This window comes from Cohaesibacter sp. CAU 1516, from assembly GCF_005771485.1.
Classification (GTDB): domain Bacteria; phylum Pseudomonadota; class Alphaproteobacteria; order Rhizobiales; family Cohaesibacteraceae; genus Cohaesibacter; species Cohaesibacter intestini.
In genome coordinates this window covers 630,725-647,326 of record NZ_VANT01000001.1, presented here as the reverse complement: position 1 = coordinate 647,326, position 16,602 = coordinate 630,725, and the positions used below count along the sequence as shown (strand labels likewise).

Sequence of the window (16,602 nt, the reverse complement as noted above, 5' to 3'; positions counted from 1 at the left end):
GACATCGCGCCGAGGATCAATCCTCAGCAAAGAAAGCCAGCGCGGCCTGTTTGAACACCTTGTCCCCGACAGCCACCATATGGTCACGACCGGGAATGTCGACCGCCCGCGCATCTGGCAAGACGTCAGCCAGTTCCTGCGCAGATCCGGCAATCACGTCGCGTGTACCAACCGCCACCAATGCAGGCACAGACAAGGTAGACAGTTCCTCGACAGCGATTTTCTGCCGTGCTGACGCCATGCAAGCTGCCAGAGCCAGCCGGTCACTCCCGGTCTGATCGGCAAAATCACGAAATGCCTTGCCAGCCACATGCTTGATTGGCACACCGGGTTCCTCACGCAAGGCCTTGATGATTGGCGCCGGATCACCGGTGCCATGGATCATGCTACCGCCAAGACCACCAAACACCACCTTGCGCACCCGCTCGGGATATTTAAGGCTTAAGAAGGCCGAGATCCGCGCCCCCATCGAATAGCCAATCACAAAGGCGCTTTCCAGCCCCAGATGATCAAGAAGAGCCTTCGCATCCTCTGCCATGATCGGCGAGGTATACAGCTCCGGATCATACAGCTTTTCGCTCTCCCCATGGCCACGATTGTCAATGGCAATCACCCGATATCCCGCATCTGTCAGGGTCTTGACCCAACCGGGATTGACCCAGTTGACCATCTTGTTCGACCCGAAGCCGTGGATGAGCAGAACCGGTTCACCGACCCCTTCATCAAGATAGGAAAGCGTATATCCGTCTGACGTGAATTCTGGCATGGTAGGCTGGCATTCATTCTGTTGGTATCAAAAGGTGAAGCGCACAGAGCGCAAGACCCGTTCTTAGCAGGTTAACGCGAAAGAGCAACCATCCAAAGGAAGTGAAGCCCCCTTCCTCCTCCTTCCCCTTACCATGGCACAGGGAATCAGGGATAGTCCGAAGGATAAACGAGGCAAGACTAGGATTTGTCGTCAAGGAGCGCTATGGTCCTGCCACTGCGAGGAGAGAAGAAAGGCAAGTCAATGGCCGGTCAGACCATTCCCCATTTCAAGAATGACGATGGCGTGTCCACCATCGAAATCGGGGTGCGTGAGTTCCAATGCATGGGAGCAACGCCGCCACAGGACCATCCCCATGTCTATCTCGATATGGGCAAGGCGGACGAAATTGTCTGCCCCTATTGCTCAACCCTCTATAAATTCAATGACAAGCTGGCGCCGGGCAAAACCGTACCGGACGGCTGTCTACACAAATAGCCAATCCTGCCCCCCTAGCCAGTGGTCATGAGCAACCGCGCCATTTCAGCGGAGCCAGTTCCCCTTGGATCAAGTCCATCGGAGGTCGCTTGCATGTCGGGAACCGGCAGCGAGGGAAAGAACATCATGAGCGAGCATTTGCCAGTCATCGTTGTTGGAGCCGGCCCCGGAGGTCTCGCCACGGCGATAGCCTTGGCACACAAAAATATCCCGACCCTGTTGCTGGAGCGCAGCACCTTGCCCAATGAGGTCGGTGCTGGCCTGCAAATGTCCCCCAATGCCTCTGGTCTTTTGCAAAAGTGGGGCGTCTGGCAGATGCTGGACATGCAGGCAGTCACTCCAAACCGGATCCGTATTCAGTCGGGTGTGTCTGGCAATCAGTTGACCGAGATTTCCACCCGCGAGATTTCCAATCGCTATGGCGCTCCATACATGGTTGTGCACCGGGCCGATCTGCAAACCGCTCTCTATCAACGCGCCAGCCAGATGGACCTGATCGAAATCGTCGATGGCTGCGACATGCGCGAAGTCAGCGAAACCGAAGAATATGTCGCATTGCGCTGCGAACTTGCCAATGGCGAACAACGCCTCTTTCGCGGATCTGCCCTGATTGGCGCAGACGGCGTCTGGTCGCGCATCCGCAGTGATTATGTTGGATCCGGCGAGGCAGCCTATAGCGGCAAGACCGCATGGCGCACCACCCTGCCCATCCAGATGGCCCCGCCCAGCATCGATTGCGCCAATGTCGGCCTCTGGCTCGCCCCCAATGCCCATCTGGTCCATTATCCGATTGTTGGCGGCCACATGATGAACATCGTCGCCATCGTCAAGGATGATTGGAAAGAAGAGGGTTGGAATGTACCTGGCGATCCGCGCTGGCTCAACCAGCGCTTTGCCCGATGGCCCCGCGAAATCCGCGAGCTTCTGGCCGAGCGGGAAGACTGGCTCAAATGGGCGCTCTGTGGCCAAAATCCAAACCGGCCATGGACCAAAGGCAAGGTGGCGCTGATCGGGGATGCCGCCCACGCCATGCTGCCTTTCATGGCGCAAGGCGCGGCTATGGCGCTTGAAGATGCAGCCATTCTGGCCCGCGCCTTGAACGAGCTCGACGGCCCGATGGATGTCCGCCTCAAAGCCTATGAAAAGGCGCGCAAGGCACGGGTTTGTAAGGTCGTGGCCAAGGCTCGCCGCAATGGTGACATCTATCATCTCGATGGCCTGATGGCGACGGCACGCAACATGACCATGCGCCTGATGCCAAAACAGCGGCTTCTGAGCCAGTTTGACTGGATCTATCGCTGGACACCGGAAAGTGTCACATTCGACACCTGACCCATTGTCCCGGCAGCTTTATCAATATCAATGTCCGCCGCGCAGCTTTTCATCCGCCTGAGGCTGCTGCTGCTTGCGAAGAGCGACAAAATCCTTCAGTTCCTTGCCGGGTTCATGCGGGAAGTGCGCCTCGCACATACGCAAGGCTTCGATATGATCGACCCGAAAGGACCGGAAGCCCTCGCGCAGTTCACACCAAGCCAGCAAGGTCCAGACCTGCCCCCAGAAATAGAGCCCCAAAGGCCGCACCCGACGGGCTGAGCTCTTGCCCTCAAGACTGATATAATCCAGATCGAGATAGTGACGGTCCCGGCTCGCCCGCCGCAACTCATCAAGCAAGCCACGCTCCCGCTCACCGGTTCGAAACGACAAGGCATAGAGCTGCGTTTCATTGATCAGGCTGCGCATGCCTGCAGGAATGACCGCATCAATCTTGACCAGAGCTTCCGCTGCACCCTTGGCCAGATCCTCACTGGCCCATGTCTGAACCATCCGCGCCCCCAAAACCAGAGCGGTGACTTCATCGGCCGTGAAGGTCAGAGGCGGCATGTGATAGTCGCTCGACAGCAGATAACCGACCCCGGCCTCCCCCTCGATCGGTACCCCGCAGCCCTGCAAATGCGCCAGATCGCGATAGATGGTCCGCTTGGAGACTTCCAGCTGATCGGCAATGGCCTGCGCGGTCAGCAATCGCCCACCGCGCAAGGCTTGCACAATTTCAAACAAACGATCCGCCCGTCGCATGACAGTCTCCCCTTAAATTCAGGACGAGCCTAAAGCCAAGCAGACCGCCAGACAAGATCATGGCTGATGCAAACCAATCGGCGTGCCTTCACAATCGGCGAAGGTTGCAATATCCCCCATGTCACCGGGCAAAGACGATTTGGGCAACAGAATCTTGCCTCCCAAACCCTCGACACGTGACAAGGCACCATCAATGTCAGAGGTGTAGAGATAAACCAGAACACCGCCATTGGCTGGCAGGATGTTGACAGCAGGCGTAATCGCACCGGTCACTCCTGCGTCGCCCTCTTTTGGGAACATCGCAAACGGCTTGGCCTGATCCCCATCGCCCATGGTGTCACGGATAAGGGTGATCTGCAGCAAGTCCTCGAAAAACTTGACGGATTTCTCGAAATCGATGGCAGGAATGGAAAACCAGGTGGCGGCATTGATAGGAAGATTTGTCATCTCTCTCTCCAGTTTGATCGCGGCCTCATCGCCGCTTGAGACCCACCATAATGAAAGGCTGCTGACAGCATGGTGTCAGCAGCCTTTCATGTCTTTGCACTTTTCCAAGGCTTCTTCAGTTGGCCATTCTCAGTTCGCATTCTCAGTTGGCCATTCTCAGTTCGCTTGGGCCGACTGGGTAACGTTGGTTACGGCCTTGAAGGCGTCGAGCCGCCCAAAGCCGAAGTCCCGGTCGCGCCCCGTCTCGCCCAGATCCAGCGCCGAGCGCGCCAGACGCTCCTTGATGGCTCGCACAGCAAGGTCAGGTTCACGCCCCAGCATCAAGGCAACTGACCCGGAAATATAGGCTGTTGCCATCGATGTACCGGTTTGCAGTCCATACCCGTCCAGCCCGGCAGCCACCAGTACATCGACGCCAGGGGCAGCCAGTTCCACATGCGTTCCGCGATTGGCAAAATCATAAAGGCCATCATCCTCATCGGTGGCGGTCACCGCAATCACATTGTCATAAGCCGCCGGATAAGCTGCAGGCGCATCCGCCCCCTCATTGCCAGCCGCAGCCACCATGATGACACCTTTGGCATCTGCTGCGTCGACTGCAGCTGCCAGAAGAGAATCTTGCCGTCCCGCAAAGCTGAGATTGAGAATCTTGGCGCCATTGGCCACCGCCCAGTCGATGCCACGCACGATGTCGTAGCTGTCGCCCACCATGTGACCTGCCTCGTTGAACCGGAAAACCTGCGCCGACATCAAAGCCACGTCCCGCGCAACGCCTTTCATGCCCGATTGCGCAGCAATGATCGAGGCCACAGCCGTGCCGTGGTCGGCATTGAGTGTCGCGCCATCAGCCTCAGGGAAGGCCGAGAAAGACGCCGTCACCTGCCCACCAATCGCCGGATGATCAGCTCTGATGCCGCTATCGATCACCGCCAGCTTAACCCCTTCACCGCTTTCACCATCGGTCAAGCGGGTCAGTCCCATCTTGGCGAAGGCATATTGCAGCTCGGCAAAAGGATCAGCGCTTTCGACCTGATTGTCCGCGGATGGATAGTAGTAATAGTTGGGTTGAGCGCGGAAAACCCGCTCATCAGTCGCCATGCGCAACGCTTCCTGCGGCGACATGCTCTCCGGATAGGCTACTTTCAAAACCACCTGATCCAGCAGCGCGACCCGCGTCTGCTCAAGTCGCGTCAATCCATATTGCTCAAGAAAGGCTTCAACGGTGGCCTGAGTCAGACCGGATCGCAGGGTCACGACAAAATCCTTGTCACTCGACCAGGGTTTATCGCCAATGGAATAGATGCGCGGCTTGGCCCGCGCCACGCGCAGCACCTCAGGCAGCACAATGCGTGGATTGTAACGCGGTGGCTTGGGATTGCGCGCTTGCTGTGCCGGTCGTTTGGTCCGATTGGGCCGTTTCGTCACCTTGGGCCGCTTGGTGCGCACAGGTTTCTTGGTCTGTGGTGGCGGCGCGTCATAGACCGGAGCCTCGCGCTGACGCTGGCGTTCCCGCTCCCGCACCCCTTGAATGATGGTGATACCAAGCCCGATAGCCGGACCGATCAGATTGCTGCCGCCCCGGTCCCGGTGTTTGGGTTTGCGAACGCTCTCACTGTAATAGTCATTGGCGTGAGATGGCGCGACAAAGTCTGGGCTCAGCAACAACAGGCACCCTAGTCCCATACAGGTCAATGTTTGAAAAGCTGCTCGTTTCATTGTCTCTCCCCGATCGTTCGACAATAAACCACCAATTATCAAGATCAACGCTGCACCCGGTCTCTGGTAACGGGTCGCCGCCCTGTCTCATTGTCAGAAATTGCGATGGATAATAGCACAAAATGATGCGCAAGACTGCGCACCATCAAGCAAACGTGATCCGGTCACTGGCTAACCGAGGCAAATTTAACCAGATCCGTGCTGTCTTTCAGGGCCTTGAGCACCACCTCAGCACCGCCTTCTGGCAGCTTGGTGTTGGGTACTATCAGCTCGAAAAAACCGCCAGCCTTCGGCCCGGCAACGATCACGGCATGTTGAGATTTCAGAAGCTTGGCAACATCGGCCATGCTTGCCTCACTCTTGAAGGCGATGAGGAAGCGAGCGCCGGATTGCTGCGCGGCTTGCTCTGGTCCGGAGGCGGTTTTGAACTGACCGGGCGCAGAAGGAGCAGCGGGTGCTCCGGGGCCAGTCTGCACGAGAGCACCGATAATCACCCCTTGGGCGACGATCACCACGGCAGCGGCAGCGGCGGCCAGTTGCATGCCGGGGCTTGCGAAATTACCCAGAACGTCCTGAATACGCTGCCACACGCCTTTGGCTGCGGCCTGAACCGGCGCTTCCTTTGCTTCGAGCGCATCAATTCCGGCCATCAGACGGTCGAGCCCGCCGGGCATCGGCGCACCAAGGGCCGCATGCTGTTCGGCAATTGCCGTGTCTTCCTCGGCGATCAAATCCAACTGCATCCGCATCTCGGGGTTGGCCGCCAGATAGGCTTCCACCTGCTCTGATTCATGCGACTCCAACAGGCCTTTGGCATACCAAGGCAGGAGCTTTTCAATTTCCGGATCATAAGTCATGTCTTTGTCCTCAACACTGGTATCCATTGGTCACGCCTTGCCCCTCATGGCCAGCCCCGGTCGAGACCGGCTTTGCGCATGTGTTCGGACAGTTTCTTTCGAGCGTGAAACACCCGTGTCTTTACCGTATTTTCCGGAACCTCCAGGATCACGGCAATCTCCTTGATCGCCTTTTCCTGATAATAAACGAGATCAATCACTTCCCGATGCTCATCGCTGAGCTTGTTGATGCAGACCCGCAACGCTGCGGCCTTGTCCTGCTTCAGGGTCGTGACCTCCGGCGTGTCGCTGTCATCTTCCAGACCGGATGCATAATCGTCATCCAGCTCGGCGTCCGAGCGCTTGCGCAGAAGTGAGATGGCCTTGTTGCGTCCGATGGATATGATCCAGGACGAAACCTGACTGCGTCCTTCAAATCTGTCGGCAGCTCGCCAGACATCAATGAAGGTCTCGTTCACAAGTTCCTCTGCCACCGCCTCGCTTTTCACGAAACGCAGCAAATAACGATAAAGCCGAAGATGATGCCTCTGATACAGAAGCGCTATGGCTTTGCGATCATTGCGCGCAACCCCAGCCAGAAGCTCCAGGTCACGGGCATTTTCCGATCCAGACATGCGATCCTCGATTTCACTGTCATACCTGTGTCGTCTCACAGCGCAGTTTGGTTCAAAGAAATGAAAAATTCTTTGTCTCCCTGCACCTCCCTATTAATGGCACAGCTTTGGCGAAAACCCAACGGCTGCATGTTTGCAGCGTTGCGTCCATGTGACGGCGAGCTGCAAAGAGCATCCCGGCCGATCATCAATAGTGGATGAACATCTGACACCGCCCATTTATGGCTACTTCTCCCTCGATGCCCCTCTCACTCCCCCTTTCCTCCCGGTCCAAACCATTAGGAAAGCCTCATCTCAAGAAAGGATGGATATAAATTATTCAGCAAATTCAATGTCCTTTTAAAAACACCGAAAAAAATCCAAACTTTTTTGAACCCTTTTGCCTTTGGCCGCGACTGATGAGTATAGGCGGCGGAAAACACCGCCACACAGTTTCAAAAAAGCGACACACAAGACCTTCAGATCAGACACACACCCTTTCGGAGAGAAACCATGTTCAAGAAAACCATTATGACCATCGCCACCATCGCAACCGTAACCGCAGGCGCAACGGTCGCCCTGCCAACGGCGGAAGCAGAAGCCGCAGGCGGCCGTCGCGCAGCCTTTGCCTTCGGTGCCGTCGCTGGCTTGACCGTCGGAGCCATCGCAGCCAACCGCCATAACCACTCTTATCGCCACCATGCTCCGGCACCAGTCTATTACGGTCGCCCGGCACCCTGGACCCCAGCCTGGTATGATTACTGCTCTGCCCGCTACCGGTCCTTCAACCCGCATACCGGCTACTTCATCTCTTACGGTGGCCGTCAACGCTTCTGCCGCTAAAAGTGTAGGACCACGCGACATCCTTCCTTTTGACCTTCCCCTTGGGCTGCCTTTCCGGCAGCCCTTTTTTTGTGCCCCTTCCCGGCGCTCCTCCCCCCAAATAGGCCGCTGCAAACAATTGAACCAATTGGCCTTTCAGAGCGACCTACGAGAAAGGCCATATCCCAAGAAAAGACCATTCCATCCACCCCGAACCAGACAAGTCAGGATCCACCATGCCCCGTCAAACCAAATTCATTGCCTTCTTGGTGGCTATCGTTGGAGCCCTGATTTTCTCTTTGCCGGATCAGGCCTGCAAATTGTCAGGCGGCCGCAAACTCGCAGAAGCGGCAGGCGTCATTGTCGAGCGCAGCAGCACCAAAGTCACCCAACGCGCCTCTGCTCAGACTCAGCCCCAGTTGCACATCATCTTTCTCGAAAAGGCCGCGAAAAAAGTTTGAACCATTCCGGCCACCACTGCGTCGTATCAATGTGAGGGACGCAACGACGCAACAAAGAGCGCCGATCACGCAATTAAGCCAAAAGCAATTGTTTAACCTAAACGGAGAGAGACCATGTTTAAGAAAGCCATCACCACTTTTGCTCTGGTTGCCACACTCGCAACCGCCGCCACCTTTGCCGCCCCAACCACCGAAGCCGAAGCCCGCGGGCGTGGCGGAGCCTTAGTGGCAGGCGCCATTACCGGACTTGCCGTTGGCACCATCGCCCACGCCCGCCACCGTCACCATGGCCACCGCTATTACGGCCATCGTTATTATGGCCCGCGCTATCGCCCGCATCGCGCTCGCTATTATGGTCGTCCGGCCCCTTGGACCCGTGCCTGGTACCGCTACTGCTCCAGCAAGTATCGGTCGTTCAATCCGCGCACCGGTTACTTCACCTCCTATGGCGGTCGCAAACGGTTCTGCCGCTAAACGCCAAGCCTTCCCAAGACATCTCAAAGGCATTGTGCCGCCATGCGCTGTTGTGCATGGCGGCACAACCGCTTGAGGCAAACATCAAAATTATGTGATCACCGCACCCCATTTCCGCCACTTAAATCCGTATCCTGTCTGCATGGGCTATCGCACTGGTTGACATCCAAACCTCCAAGGAGCACCAATGATCAGACGAAATCTATCCATATATCTGCTAGTTGCTGCGATTCTCCCTGCGCTGATGATCACCGTTCCAACCTCGGACGCGCAGGCCAGAAGCCGCACAGGGGCTTTCGTTGCCGGCATTGTGATCGGCGCTGCTGGCGCTGCTGCGCTTTATCACCACAGCAACAAGCGTTGGAATCGTGCCCGCAACCACTATCACCGCACCTTTCGCAGAGGGTGCCACACCCATAATGGCGTGCGCCATTGCCACCGCGCCCGCTCCTATCGGGCCTCACCGGTTTATTCCGGGCGCCCCAGACCATGGACTCGGGCATGGTATCGCTATTGCTCCAACAAATACCGGTCTTTCAATCCACGGACTGGCTATTTCACCACCTATAGCGGCCGCAAGCGCTTTTGCCGGTAAGCTCCAGCAGCATATATCCTGAAACATGACAGACCCCCTTGCAGCTTATGCTTGGGGGTTTTTCATTGCATGATTGATGGACAGGGTCGGACATTTTGCCGACAAGCGGCTTTTCTTTCTGCCAAGGACCATGCATCATCGGCCGCACAGCAGGCAAAGTGCTTCCCGTGACGCCAACCACGCCTGCGCCGATCAGATCTGCAAGGAAAGACCCATGGACGCAGCCGCCTATTTCAGTTTCATCCTCACCGTCATGTTCAGCCCGCCGGGCATCGCCAATTTCGTGATCTGCACGATATTGCGCAACCGCCTCCATGCAAGCATTGCAGCGTTGGTGGCTGCCAGTGGCTTCATGTTTCTCAATCAGGCCTGGTTTGCCAAACAGGCGGTCAGCCATTACAGCCTGATGGCCATTCTTGCGGTGGTCGCCATGATGATCACCTCGCATCTGGCCTTCACCATTGGTGAGAAAATCCTTCGGGCAAAAAAATAGCCCGCTTTTTCAAGCGAGCCGCACAATAGAAAAAACCAGGGCACCGCGAGGTGTCCTGGTTTTTGATTTCTTTCCCGTTCAGGACCGATGCATTGCACCGGCCCCTTGTCGGCCAATCGATTAGAATGGCAGGAACATTGGGATTGCGACCAGCGATACAAGGAACGCCAGGATCTGCAGTGGCAGACCAACAATCGCAAAGTCAACGAAGCGATAGTTGCCTGGTTCCAGAACCAGCATGTTCACTGGGGAAGCAACCGGCGTAGCGAATGCGGTAGAAGCAGCAATCGCAACACCCATCATGATTGGGTATGGAGACACGCCCATGGCCTGTGCAGCACCAATCGCGATTGGAGCGAGCAGAACAGAGGTCGCGGTGTTGGAAATAACCTGAGAGAACAGGGAGGTGATGACGAAGATCGATGCCAGAAGGACATATGGACCACTATCACCAACCGCTGCCAGCAGCGTATTCACAACGAATTCCAGACCACCGGAAGACTTCAGAGCCGTTGCCATTGGCAACATACCGGCGATGAGAACCAGCGACTGCCAGTTGATAACCTTGTAGGTATCTTTGCCGTCCACGCATTTGGTCAGAACCATCAGCACGGAAGCCATCAGAATGGCGATAACAGAAGGCACCAGCTTGAAGACCAGCAGAGCCAGCATCAGAGCAACAACACCAACGGAAACCCATGCCAGATGTGGCTTGGCAACAACGTCTTCGATTTCTTCTGGCAGCGAAGCAACCAGGAAGTCTTTGGAGCGTTTGTTGAGGGTTTTGATGTTGTTCCAGTCACCAGCAACCAGCAGCTGATCGCCAAACTCGAGTTTGGTTTCAGCAAAGTTGCCTTCCAGCGGCTGACCACGACGCATGACGCCAACGGCACCAAGGTTGTGACGCTTACGGAAGTTGCTTTCTTTCAGGTTCTGACCAACCAGCTCGGAATTCTGGGTGACGATGAGGTCAGCCAGGCCGAGTTCACGAGCGGAAAGATGGAAGTCATCTTCGCTCTTAGGCATCAGGGTCAGGCCGAGTTCTTTCAGCTTGCCTTCGTCAATATCAGCAGCTTTCACACCATAGACCACATCGCCAGCAGCGAATGGGATAGCGGAATGTGCAGAAACCAGTTTGTTGCCATTTTTAGCCTGTTGCAGACCAAAGACGGAAACACCAAGCTGGGTACGCAGCAGAGCGTCTACAGCGGTTTTACCAACAAGACCGGAATTGTCGTTGATTTTCAGACGAACAGCGCGCTCTTCGATTTCATAACGCTGCAGGAAGGAAAGGATCGAGCCAGCTTTGACTTCTTCTTCGCCTTCGACAACGTCTTTACGACCAACTTTTTTCAGCAGCGCGCCGCCGAACAGTGCGAAGTAACCAACACCCAGTGCCAGAATGACCAGGCCGATTGGGGTGAAGGTGAAGAATTCGAAAGGCTCCAGACCAGCACGTTTCAGCTGGTCAGCTGCAACGATGTTTGGAGGGGTACCGATCAGGGTCAACATACCACCGATCAAAGCACCAAAGGACAGAGGCATCAGCACTTCCTGGCGCTTCATGTTTGCACGCTGTGCAAGACGGATAGCAACAGGAATGAAGATGGCCACGGCGCCCGTGGAGCTCATGAATGCGGAGATGATCGCAACAGCGGTCATCAGAAGCGCGATCAGCTTGATGCGTCCTGTACCGGCCCATTCAACGATCTTGTCGCCCATGGCGTAGGACACGCCGGTCTGAGCAAGACCTTCACCAACCAGGAACAAGCCACCGATAAGGAGAACAACGGTTGCCCCGAAGCCGGCCACGCCCTGTTTGGCGGAGATGATTGGTGCGCCACCGGTGATCTTGTGACCAAGTACCAGTGCGAAGATTACGAGAATAGCGACAAGGTCGAGACGGACTTTATCGCTGACGAACATAATGATGGCGATAGCCAACACAGCAAATACGTAGATTGTGTTCGGTTCCATGGCAGGCCCATTTGCATGTGAGTAGAAATTAGGCGGAATTTAGACAGCCACAGAATAGTCCAGCTACAACCAAGCTGCCACTAGCTTAAAGGCCCTGTTGCACCCGGTTTAAGCGTTGCAACCTCCGTAAAAAGGCCGACATTCGCCCCTTTTGCACCCAAACGGGCTGCAGTCGGAAACGGGTGCAACTGTTGCAAGGAGAAAGAAGGGAGCGGATAGCGAAAAGATCAGGAAATCCGCTTGGTGCGGGCACCGGGACTCGAACCCGGACGATCTAGGATCGAGGGATTTTAAGTCCCTTGCGTCTACCAATTCCGCCATGCCCGCAAATAAAGCTCGTTGATACGAGTCGGATCATTGCTAATGCGTAGTTTGGGCAATTGCAAGCAAGTGGATTACCGCGATCCACAAGCTCAGAAGGGGTCTAACGTTACAAATACACAAGAAAATGGGCACCCGAAGAAGCCTCGAATGCCCATGAAACAATTGTGAAACACTATTTTAACGTTCCAAATTCGCCAAACGACTCAGCCTAACCTTCATGTCCCTTGGCGATTGGAGCCTGAAATTGCAGCCCCATATCCCATGGGAAATAGATCCATGTGTCCTGCGAAACTTCAGTCACGAAGGTGTCGACCAGCGGTCGTCCCATCGGCTTGGCATAGACAGTTGCGAAGTGCGCTTTGGGCAGCATTGCGCGCACCACTTTGGCAGTTTTGCCCGTATCGACCAGATCGTCGATGATCAGCACGCCTTCGCCTTCCCCCCCATGAACATCGACCACAGACGGGTCGATGGGCTTGATCACATCCATCTCGCCCTGACTCTCATAGTCATGATAGGAAGCCACACAGACCGTATCGATCATCCGCACTCCGAGTTCACGGGCAATGATCGCGGCAGGCACCAAACCGCCACGGGTGATGCAGACAATCGCCTTCCATTCAGCGACGCCCTTCAAACGCCAGGCAAGGGCGCGGCAATCGCGGTGAAACTGTTCCCAATAGACGGGGAATGCATTGTTGGACGCTTCAGACATCGGATTTCAATCCTTCCAAGAGACAAGAGGGTTGCAGCCATCGACAGGCCCGGCAAGGCCCCGCCGGACGACCTAAAATTGCTTTTGTTGCTGGTCTTTGAGTTCTTCAATCAGCGCTTCGACGGCCAGTTTTGCAGCCATCAGCGCTTTCTGGTCCCGACTGCGCAGGACGATATTGGTCGCGAACAGATCATCACGGATATAGGGATAGGAGCCGATAACCACGCCGGGATGGGCCTTTTGCACCTCGCCCAGACGTCCGGCCACGATCCCCTCGCCCAATCCGGTATCGATTGTAACACTTTCGATCTGGCTGCCGGCTTCCAGAGTGGGCGCAATGGCATCCATCATGGCCTGCATGACAGAAGGGACGCCGGCCATCACATGCACATTGCCCAACCGGAAGCCCGGCGCACTGGAAACCTTGTTCTCGATCAGATCAGCCCCAAATGGGATTCGCGCCATGCGCTTGCGGGCGTCATTGAAATCGGCCCCGGGCATTTTGGCATAGTGAGCCTCAAGAATTGCCATCGCGCGCGGGTCGTGATCGATTCCCACACCAAAGGCTGCGGCCACCGCATCCGCAGTGATGTCATCATGGGTTGGCCCGATGCCGCCAGTTGTAAAGACATAATCATACTGCGCCCGCAGCGCGTTGACCGCATCAATGATCGCTTCCATATCGTCAGAGACGATCCGGACCTCTTTTAAATCGATGCCAAGCTGGGTGAGATAATCCGCAATGAAGCCGACATTCCGGTCTTTGGTGCGACCGGACAGGATCTCGTCCCCGATCACCAATATGGCGGCTGTCTTGATTTTTGCATCCATTGCCATAGATCCTCTATTGGAGCATGATCTGCTTGCACTGTGGCAACACAGCTCGCCAGTACGGTGCGTTTCGTACGGCACAGAGCCAGTCACAGGGCGCGTTGAATGCACTTCGCTTTAACCCATGCGCGCCTTTGCCACAAGATGCGGTTGATTCTCTCGCCCCAACTCTCAACAAATAGATAGGTTAGATTCGCCACAATGATCCGGCATGACCCTACCGCACCGCCAATCGCACGCAAACTCAGATCATAGCGCACTAGAAAAAAGATCATGTTATTCGAAAGCCCCCTCATATCCGGTCGCCTTATCCAGCGTTACAAGCGTTTCCTTGCCGATATCGAACTCGAAGATGGCTCGATCATCACCGCCCATTGCGCCAATCCCGGCTCGATGCTCGGCCTCAAGGATCCCGGCACGCGCGTCTGGCTGTCAAAATCGAACAACCCCAAGCGCAAGCTTGCCTATAGCTGGGAGCTGCTGCAGTTGGACGATGCAATGATCGGCATCAACACCGCCCTTCCCAATCGCATCGTCGAAGAAGCCATTCTGGCCGACAAGATCCCCGAGGTGAGCGGCTATCAGACCCTCAGGCGGGAAGTGAAATACGGCAAAAACAGCCGCATCGATCTGCTGCTCGAAGATCCGGACAAGGCCGACTGCTATGTGGAGGTGAAGAATGTCCACCTCCTGCGGCAAGCGGGGCTGGCAGAATTTCCGGATTCGGTCACCAAGCGAGGTGCCAAGCATCTGGTTGAATTGGGGGACATGGTCGAAGAAGGCAAGCGAGCTGTGATGCTCTATCTGGTCAATCGTACGGACTGTGATCGCTTTGCTCTTGCTGATGACATTGATCCTGCTTATGCCACGGCCTTCACTCAGGCCCGCGCCCGAGGTGTGGAAGCACTGGTTTATGCCTGTGATATTACGGAGCAGGGTATTCATCTCTCCCATGCCCTGTCCTTTGCCGATTGACAGAGAATACAAAAAGCGGAACATAGTCCCCAATCAGGGCTGAACGGCGATCAACATGTCTCAGCCAAACAAAGAAGACGACAAACGGAACCGACCCAATGGTAAATTATATTGCGGCCACCGATGGCCCAATGCGCAACACTGGTGACATCAGACTCTTTGGTGAAGAGGCTTTCGAAGGCATGCGTCGCGCCGGGCAATTGGCAGCCCGCGCCCTTGATGGCGTAGCAGAAATGATTGCCCCCGGCGTCACCACCCAAGCCATTGATGATTACATCCGCACCTTTTGCGAAGAAAACAATGCCCTGCCCGCAACCCTTAACTATCGTGGTTATACCAAATGCAGCTGCACTTCCATCAACCATGTGGTCTGCCATGGTATCCCCAATGACAAACCCCTGAAGGAAGGCGACATTGTCAATGTCGATGTCACCTATATTCTGGATGGCTGGCATGGAGACAGCTCACGCATGTATCCGGTCGGCCAGATCAAGCGGGCGGCTGAGCGGCTGATCGACGTCACCTATGAAGCACTGCAAATCGGCATCGCGACTGCCAAGCCCGGCAACACGACCGGTGACATTGGCGCCGCCATTCAGGAATTTGCTGAGCGGGAACGCTGCGGCGTCGTGCGCGATTTCTGCGGCCATGGCCTTGGACGCCTGTTTCACGATGCGCCCAACATCCTTCATTATGGTCGCAAGGGTGAAGGCGTGGAGCTGAAGCCCGGCATGATCTTTACCATTGAGCCGATGATCAATCTGGGAAAACCTCATGTGAAGGTGCTGAACGACGGCTGGACAGCGGTCACCCGCGACCGGTCCCTGTCGGCACAGTTCGAGCATTCCGTGGGCATCACCGACGATGGCTGCGAAATCTTCACCTTGTCGCCGGCAGGCTACGACAAGCCACCCTATCTGACGCCCAACAGCTAGGGAGAGCCGATGCGCGGTTTGAAGGATTCAGCAGGCACACCCCATTATGTGGGACACAGGGACAGGCTTCGTGGCAAATTTCGCGAAGCCGGTGCCGAAGCGCTGCATGATTACGAGTTGCTCGAGTTGCTTCTGTTTCGCAGCATTCCGCGCCGGGACACCAAACCACTGGCAAAAGCCCTGATCAACCGTTTCGGCTCATTCGCTGAAGTCCTCTCAGCCCCTGAAAAGTTGTTGCTGGAAATGGATGGCATTGGCCAGTCCGTTGTCACCGATCTAAAGCTCGTGCAGGCCGCCGCCGCCCGCTTTGCCTCGGATCAGGTCAAGGACCGCCCGGTTCTGTCCTCATGGCAGGCCGTGCTCGATCATTGCCGCACAGCAATGGCCTTTAACGACATCGAACAATTCCGCATTCTCTTTCTTGACAAGAAGAACGCCCTGATCGCCGACGAGGTGCAGCAGACCGGCACGGTCGATCATACCCCTGTCTATATCCGCGAAGTGGTCAAACGGGCGCTGGAACTGTCAGCCACTGCGATCATTATGGTCCACAATCACCCCAGCGGCGACCCCACCCCGTCACGGGCTGACATCGAGATGACCAAACAGGTAGCAGACGCTGCTGACCCCTTGGGCATTTCCCTCCATGACCACATCATTGTCGCCCGCAATGGTCACACAAGTTTCCGCGGTCTCGGCCTGATCTAACCTTTCAAATACTGCCCGAAACACAGATACGCACTATTGCTGCGACCAAATATCCTGCGCCGCACCCATTTTTATTTGCAATGCAGTATTTGCACGTGACCATCACCCAATTGCCAAGATTATCTAAGACTTTCGTCACAAAACACAGTGACCTTTGCACAATTTACAGCCAGCCGCGCGGATATATTCCACAAAAACCGACTATTTCGCAATCAACCTTCCAAAAGGCTGCTATTTCGACGCCATTTGTACCGAAAGCCCCATATCATTTGACCATATTTTGGGCACTTATCCCGAAAAACAGCAATAATGATCAAATTTAAGCTCGAAACATTTGTGTCCGTCCCCGCTTCTTGCTAA

The 16,602-nt window shown here is 55.7% G+C and carries 19 protein-coding genes and 1 tRNA gene; 10 read left to right on the top strand and 10 right to left on the bottom strand.

Annotated elements, in window-relative coordinates; all coding sequences use genetic code 11:
• Nucleotides 1-16: 16 nt before the first annotated feature.
• On the bottom strand, nt 17-766 hold the full coding sequence (locus FDK21_RS02930) for an alpha/beta hydrolase (protein WP_138147447.1): 750 nt from the start codon (nt 764-766) through the stop codon (nt 17-19).
• A 243-nt stretch (nt 767-1,009) separates the two neighbouring features.
• Between FDK21_RS02930 and FDK21_RS02925 the strand changes: the two genes are divergently transcribed.
• On the top strand, nt 1,010-1,243 hold the full coding sequence (locus FDK21_RS02925) for a zinc-finger domain-containing protein (RefSeq protein WP_114009690.1): 234 nt from the start codon (nt 1,010-1,012) through the stop codon (nt 1,241-1,243).
• A 126-nt stretch (nt 1,244-1,369) separates the two neighbouring features.
• Nucleotides 1,370-2,575 carry an FAD-dependent monooxygenase gene (locus FDK21_RS02920; protein ID WP_171021922.1) on the top strand — a complete coding sequence of 402 codons (1,206 nt, stop codon included), beginning with the start codon at nt 1,370-1,372 and terminating at the stop codon, nt 2,573-2,575.
• 27 nt (nt 2,576-2,602) lie between these two features.
• On the opposite strand, the gene FDK21_RS02915 is transcribed toward FDK21_RS02920, so the two are convergent.
• The 5 genes from FDK21_RS02915 to FDK21_RS02895 form a co-directional block, all read right to left on the bottom strand.
• Nucleotides 2,603-3,319, bottom strand: coding sequence for a YafY family protein (locus FDK21_RS02915; RefSeq protein WP_138147445.1), 717 nt, complete (start codon nt 3,317-3,319; stop codon nt 2,603-2,605).
• A 57-nt stretch (nt 3,320-3,376) separates the two neighbouring features.
• Complete coding sequence (locus tag FDK21_RS02910) at nt 3,377-3,766, bottom strand: VOC family protein (protein ID WP_138147444.1); 390 nt, start codon at nt 3,764-3,766, stop codon at nt 3,377-3,379.
• Between the two features lie 156 nt (nt 3,767-3,922).
• On the bottom strand, nt 3,923-5,482 hold the full coding sequence (locus tag FDK21_RS02905; protein ID WP_138147443.1) for a S8 family serine peptidase: 1,560 nt from the start codon (nt 5,480-5,482) through the stop codon (nt 3,923-3,925).
• A 164-nt stretch (nt 5,483-5,646) separates the two neighbouring features.
• Complete coding sequence (locus FDK21_RS02900; protein ID WP_138147442.1) at nt 5,647-6,366, bottom strand: hypothetical protein; 720 nt, start codon at nt 6,364-6,366, stop codon at nt 5,647-5,649.
• A gap of 17 nt (nt 6,367-6,383) precedes the next feature.
• Nucleotides 6,384-6,953, bottom strand: a complete 570-nt coding sequence (locus tag FDK21_RS02895; protein ID WP_138147441.1) for a sigma-70 family RNA polymerase sigma factor — start codon at nt 6,951-6,953, stop codon at nt 6,384-6,386.
• A 492-nt stretch (nt 6,954-7,445) separates the two neighbouring features.
• Between FDK21_RS02895 and FDK21_RS02890 the strand changes: the two genes are divergently transcribed.
• From FDK21_RS02890 to FDK21_RS02870, 5 genes are all read left to right on the top strand, one after another.
• Entirely contained in the window at nt 7,446-7,775 is a 330-nt protein-coding gene (locus FDK21_RS02890) for a BA14K family protein (RefSeq protein ID WP_210238664.1), read from the top strand.
• A 215-nt stretch (nt 7,776-7,990) separates the two neighbouring features.
• Nucleotides 7,991-8,215, top strand: a complete 225-nt coding sequence (locus tag FDK21_RS02885; RefSeq protein ID WP_114009266.1) for a hypothetical protein — start codon at nt 7,991-7,993, stop codon at nt 8,213-8,215.
• 114 nt (nt 8,216-8,329) lie between these two features.
• The gene (locus FDK21_RS02880) at nt 8,330-8,689 is read left to right on the top strand and encodes a BA14K family protein (RefSeq protein WP_138147440.1); all 360 of its coding nucleotides are present in this window, start codon (nt 8,330-8,332) and stop codon (nt 8,687-8,689) included.
• A 187-nt stretch (nt 8,690-8,876) separates the two neighbouring features.
• Entirely contained in the window at nt 8,877-9,284 is a 408-nt protein-coding gene (locus FDK21_RS02875) for a BA14K family protein (RefSeq protein WP_114009268.1), read from the top strand.
• A gap of 214 nt (nt 9,285-9,498) precedes the next feature.
• Nucleotides 9,499-9,777 (top strand): hypothetical protein, encoded by a 279-nt coding sequence (locus FDK21_RS02870; protein ID WP_138147439.1) that lies wholly within the window; start codon nt 9,499-9,501, stop codon nt 9,775-9,777.
• A gap of 120 nt (nt 9,778-9,897) precedes the next feature.
• Here the strand turns inward: FDK21_RS02870 and FDK21_RS02865 are convergent, their stop codons facing one another.
• The 4 genes from FDK21_RS02865 to FDK21_RS02850 all read right to left on the bottom strand — a co-directional run bounded on the left by FDK21_RS02865 (nt 9,898) and on the right by FDK21_RS02850 (nt 13,630).
• Nucleotides 9,898-11,754 carry an SLC13 family permease gene (locus FDK21_RS02865; RefSeq protein WP_138147438.1) on the bottom strand — a complete coding sequence of 619 codons (1,857 nt, stop codon included), beginning with the start codon at nt 11,752-11,754 and terminating at the stop codon, nt 9,898-9,900.
• A gap of 241 nt (nt 11,755-11,995) precedes the next feature.
• Nucleotides 11,996-12,081, bottom strand: a tRNA-Leu gene (locus FDK21_RS02860).
• Nucleotides 12,082-12,286: 205 nt separating this feature from the next.
• A complete protein-coding gene (gene gpt / locus FDK21_RS02855) occupies nt 12,287-12,793 on the bottom strand; it encodes a xanthine phosphoribosyltransferase (protein ID WP_114009271.1) in 507 nt (168 codons plus the stop codon).
• Nucleotides 12,794-12,865: 72 nt separating this feature from the next.
• A complete protein-coding gene (locus tag FDK21_RS02850; protein ID WP_138147437.1) occupies nt 12,866-13,630 on the bottom strand; it encodes a competence/damage-inducible protein A in 765 nt (254 codons plus the stop codon).
• A 267-nt stretch (nt 13,631-13,897) separates the two neighbouring features.
• Between FDK21_RS02850 and sfsA the strand changes: the two genes are divergently transcribed.
• From sfsA to radC, 3 genes are all read left to right on the top strand, one after another.
• Nucleotides 13,898-14,599, top strand: a complete 702-nt coding sequence (gene sfsA / locus FDK21_RS02845; protein WP_114009273.1) for a DNA/RNA nuclease SfsA — start codon at nt 13,898-13,900, stop codon at nt 14,597-14,599.
• Between the two features lie 98 nt (nt 14,600-14,697).
• Nucleotides 14,698-15,534 (top strand): type I methionyl aminopeptidase, encoded by an 837-nt coding sequence (gene map / locus FDK21_RS02840; RefSeq protein WP_114009274.1) that lies wholly within the window; start codon nt 14,698-14,700, stop codon nt 15,532-15,534.
• 9 nt (nt 15,535-15,543) lie between these two features.
• Entirely contained in the window at nt 15,544-16,242 is a 699-nt protein-coding gene (gene radC / locus FDK21_RS02835; RefSeq protein ID WP_114009275.1) for a DNA repair protein RadC, read from the top strand.
• Nucleotides 16,243-16,602: the final 360 nt, after the last annotated feature.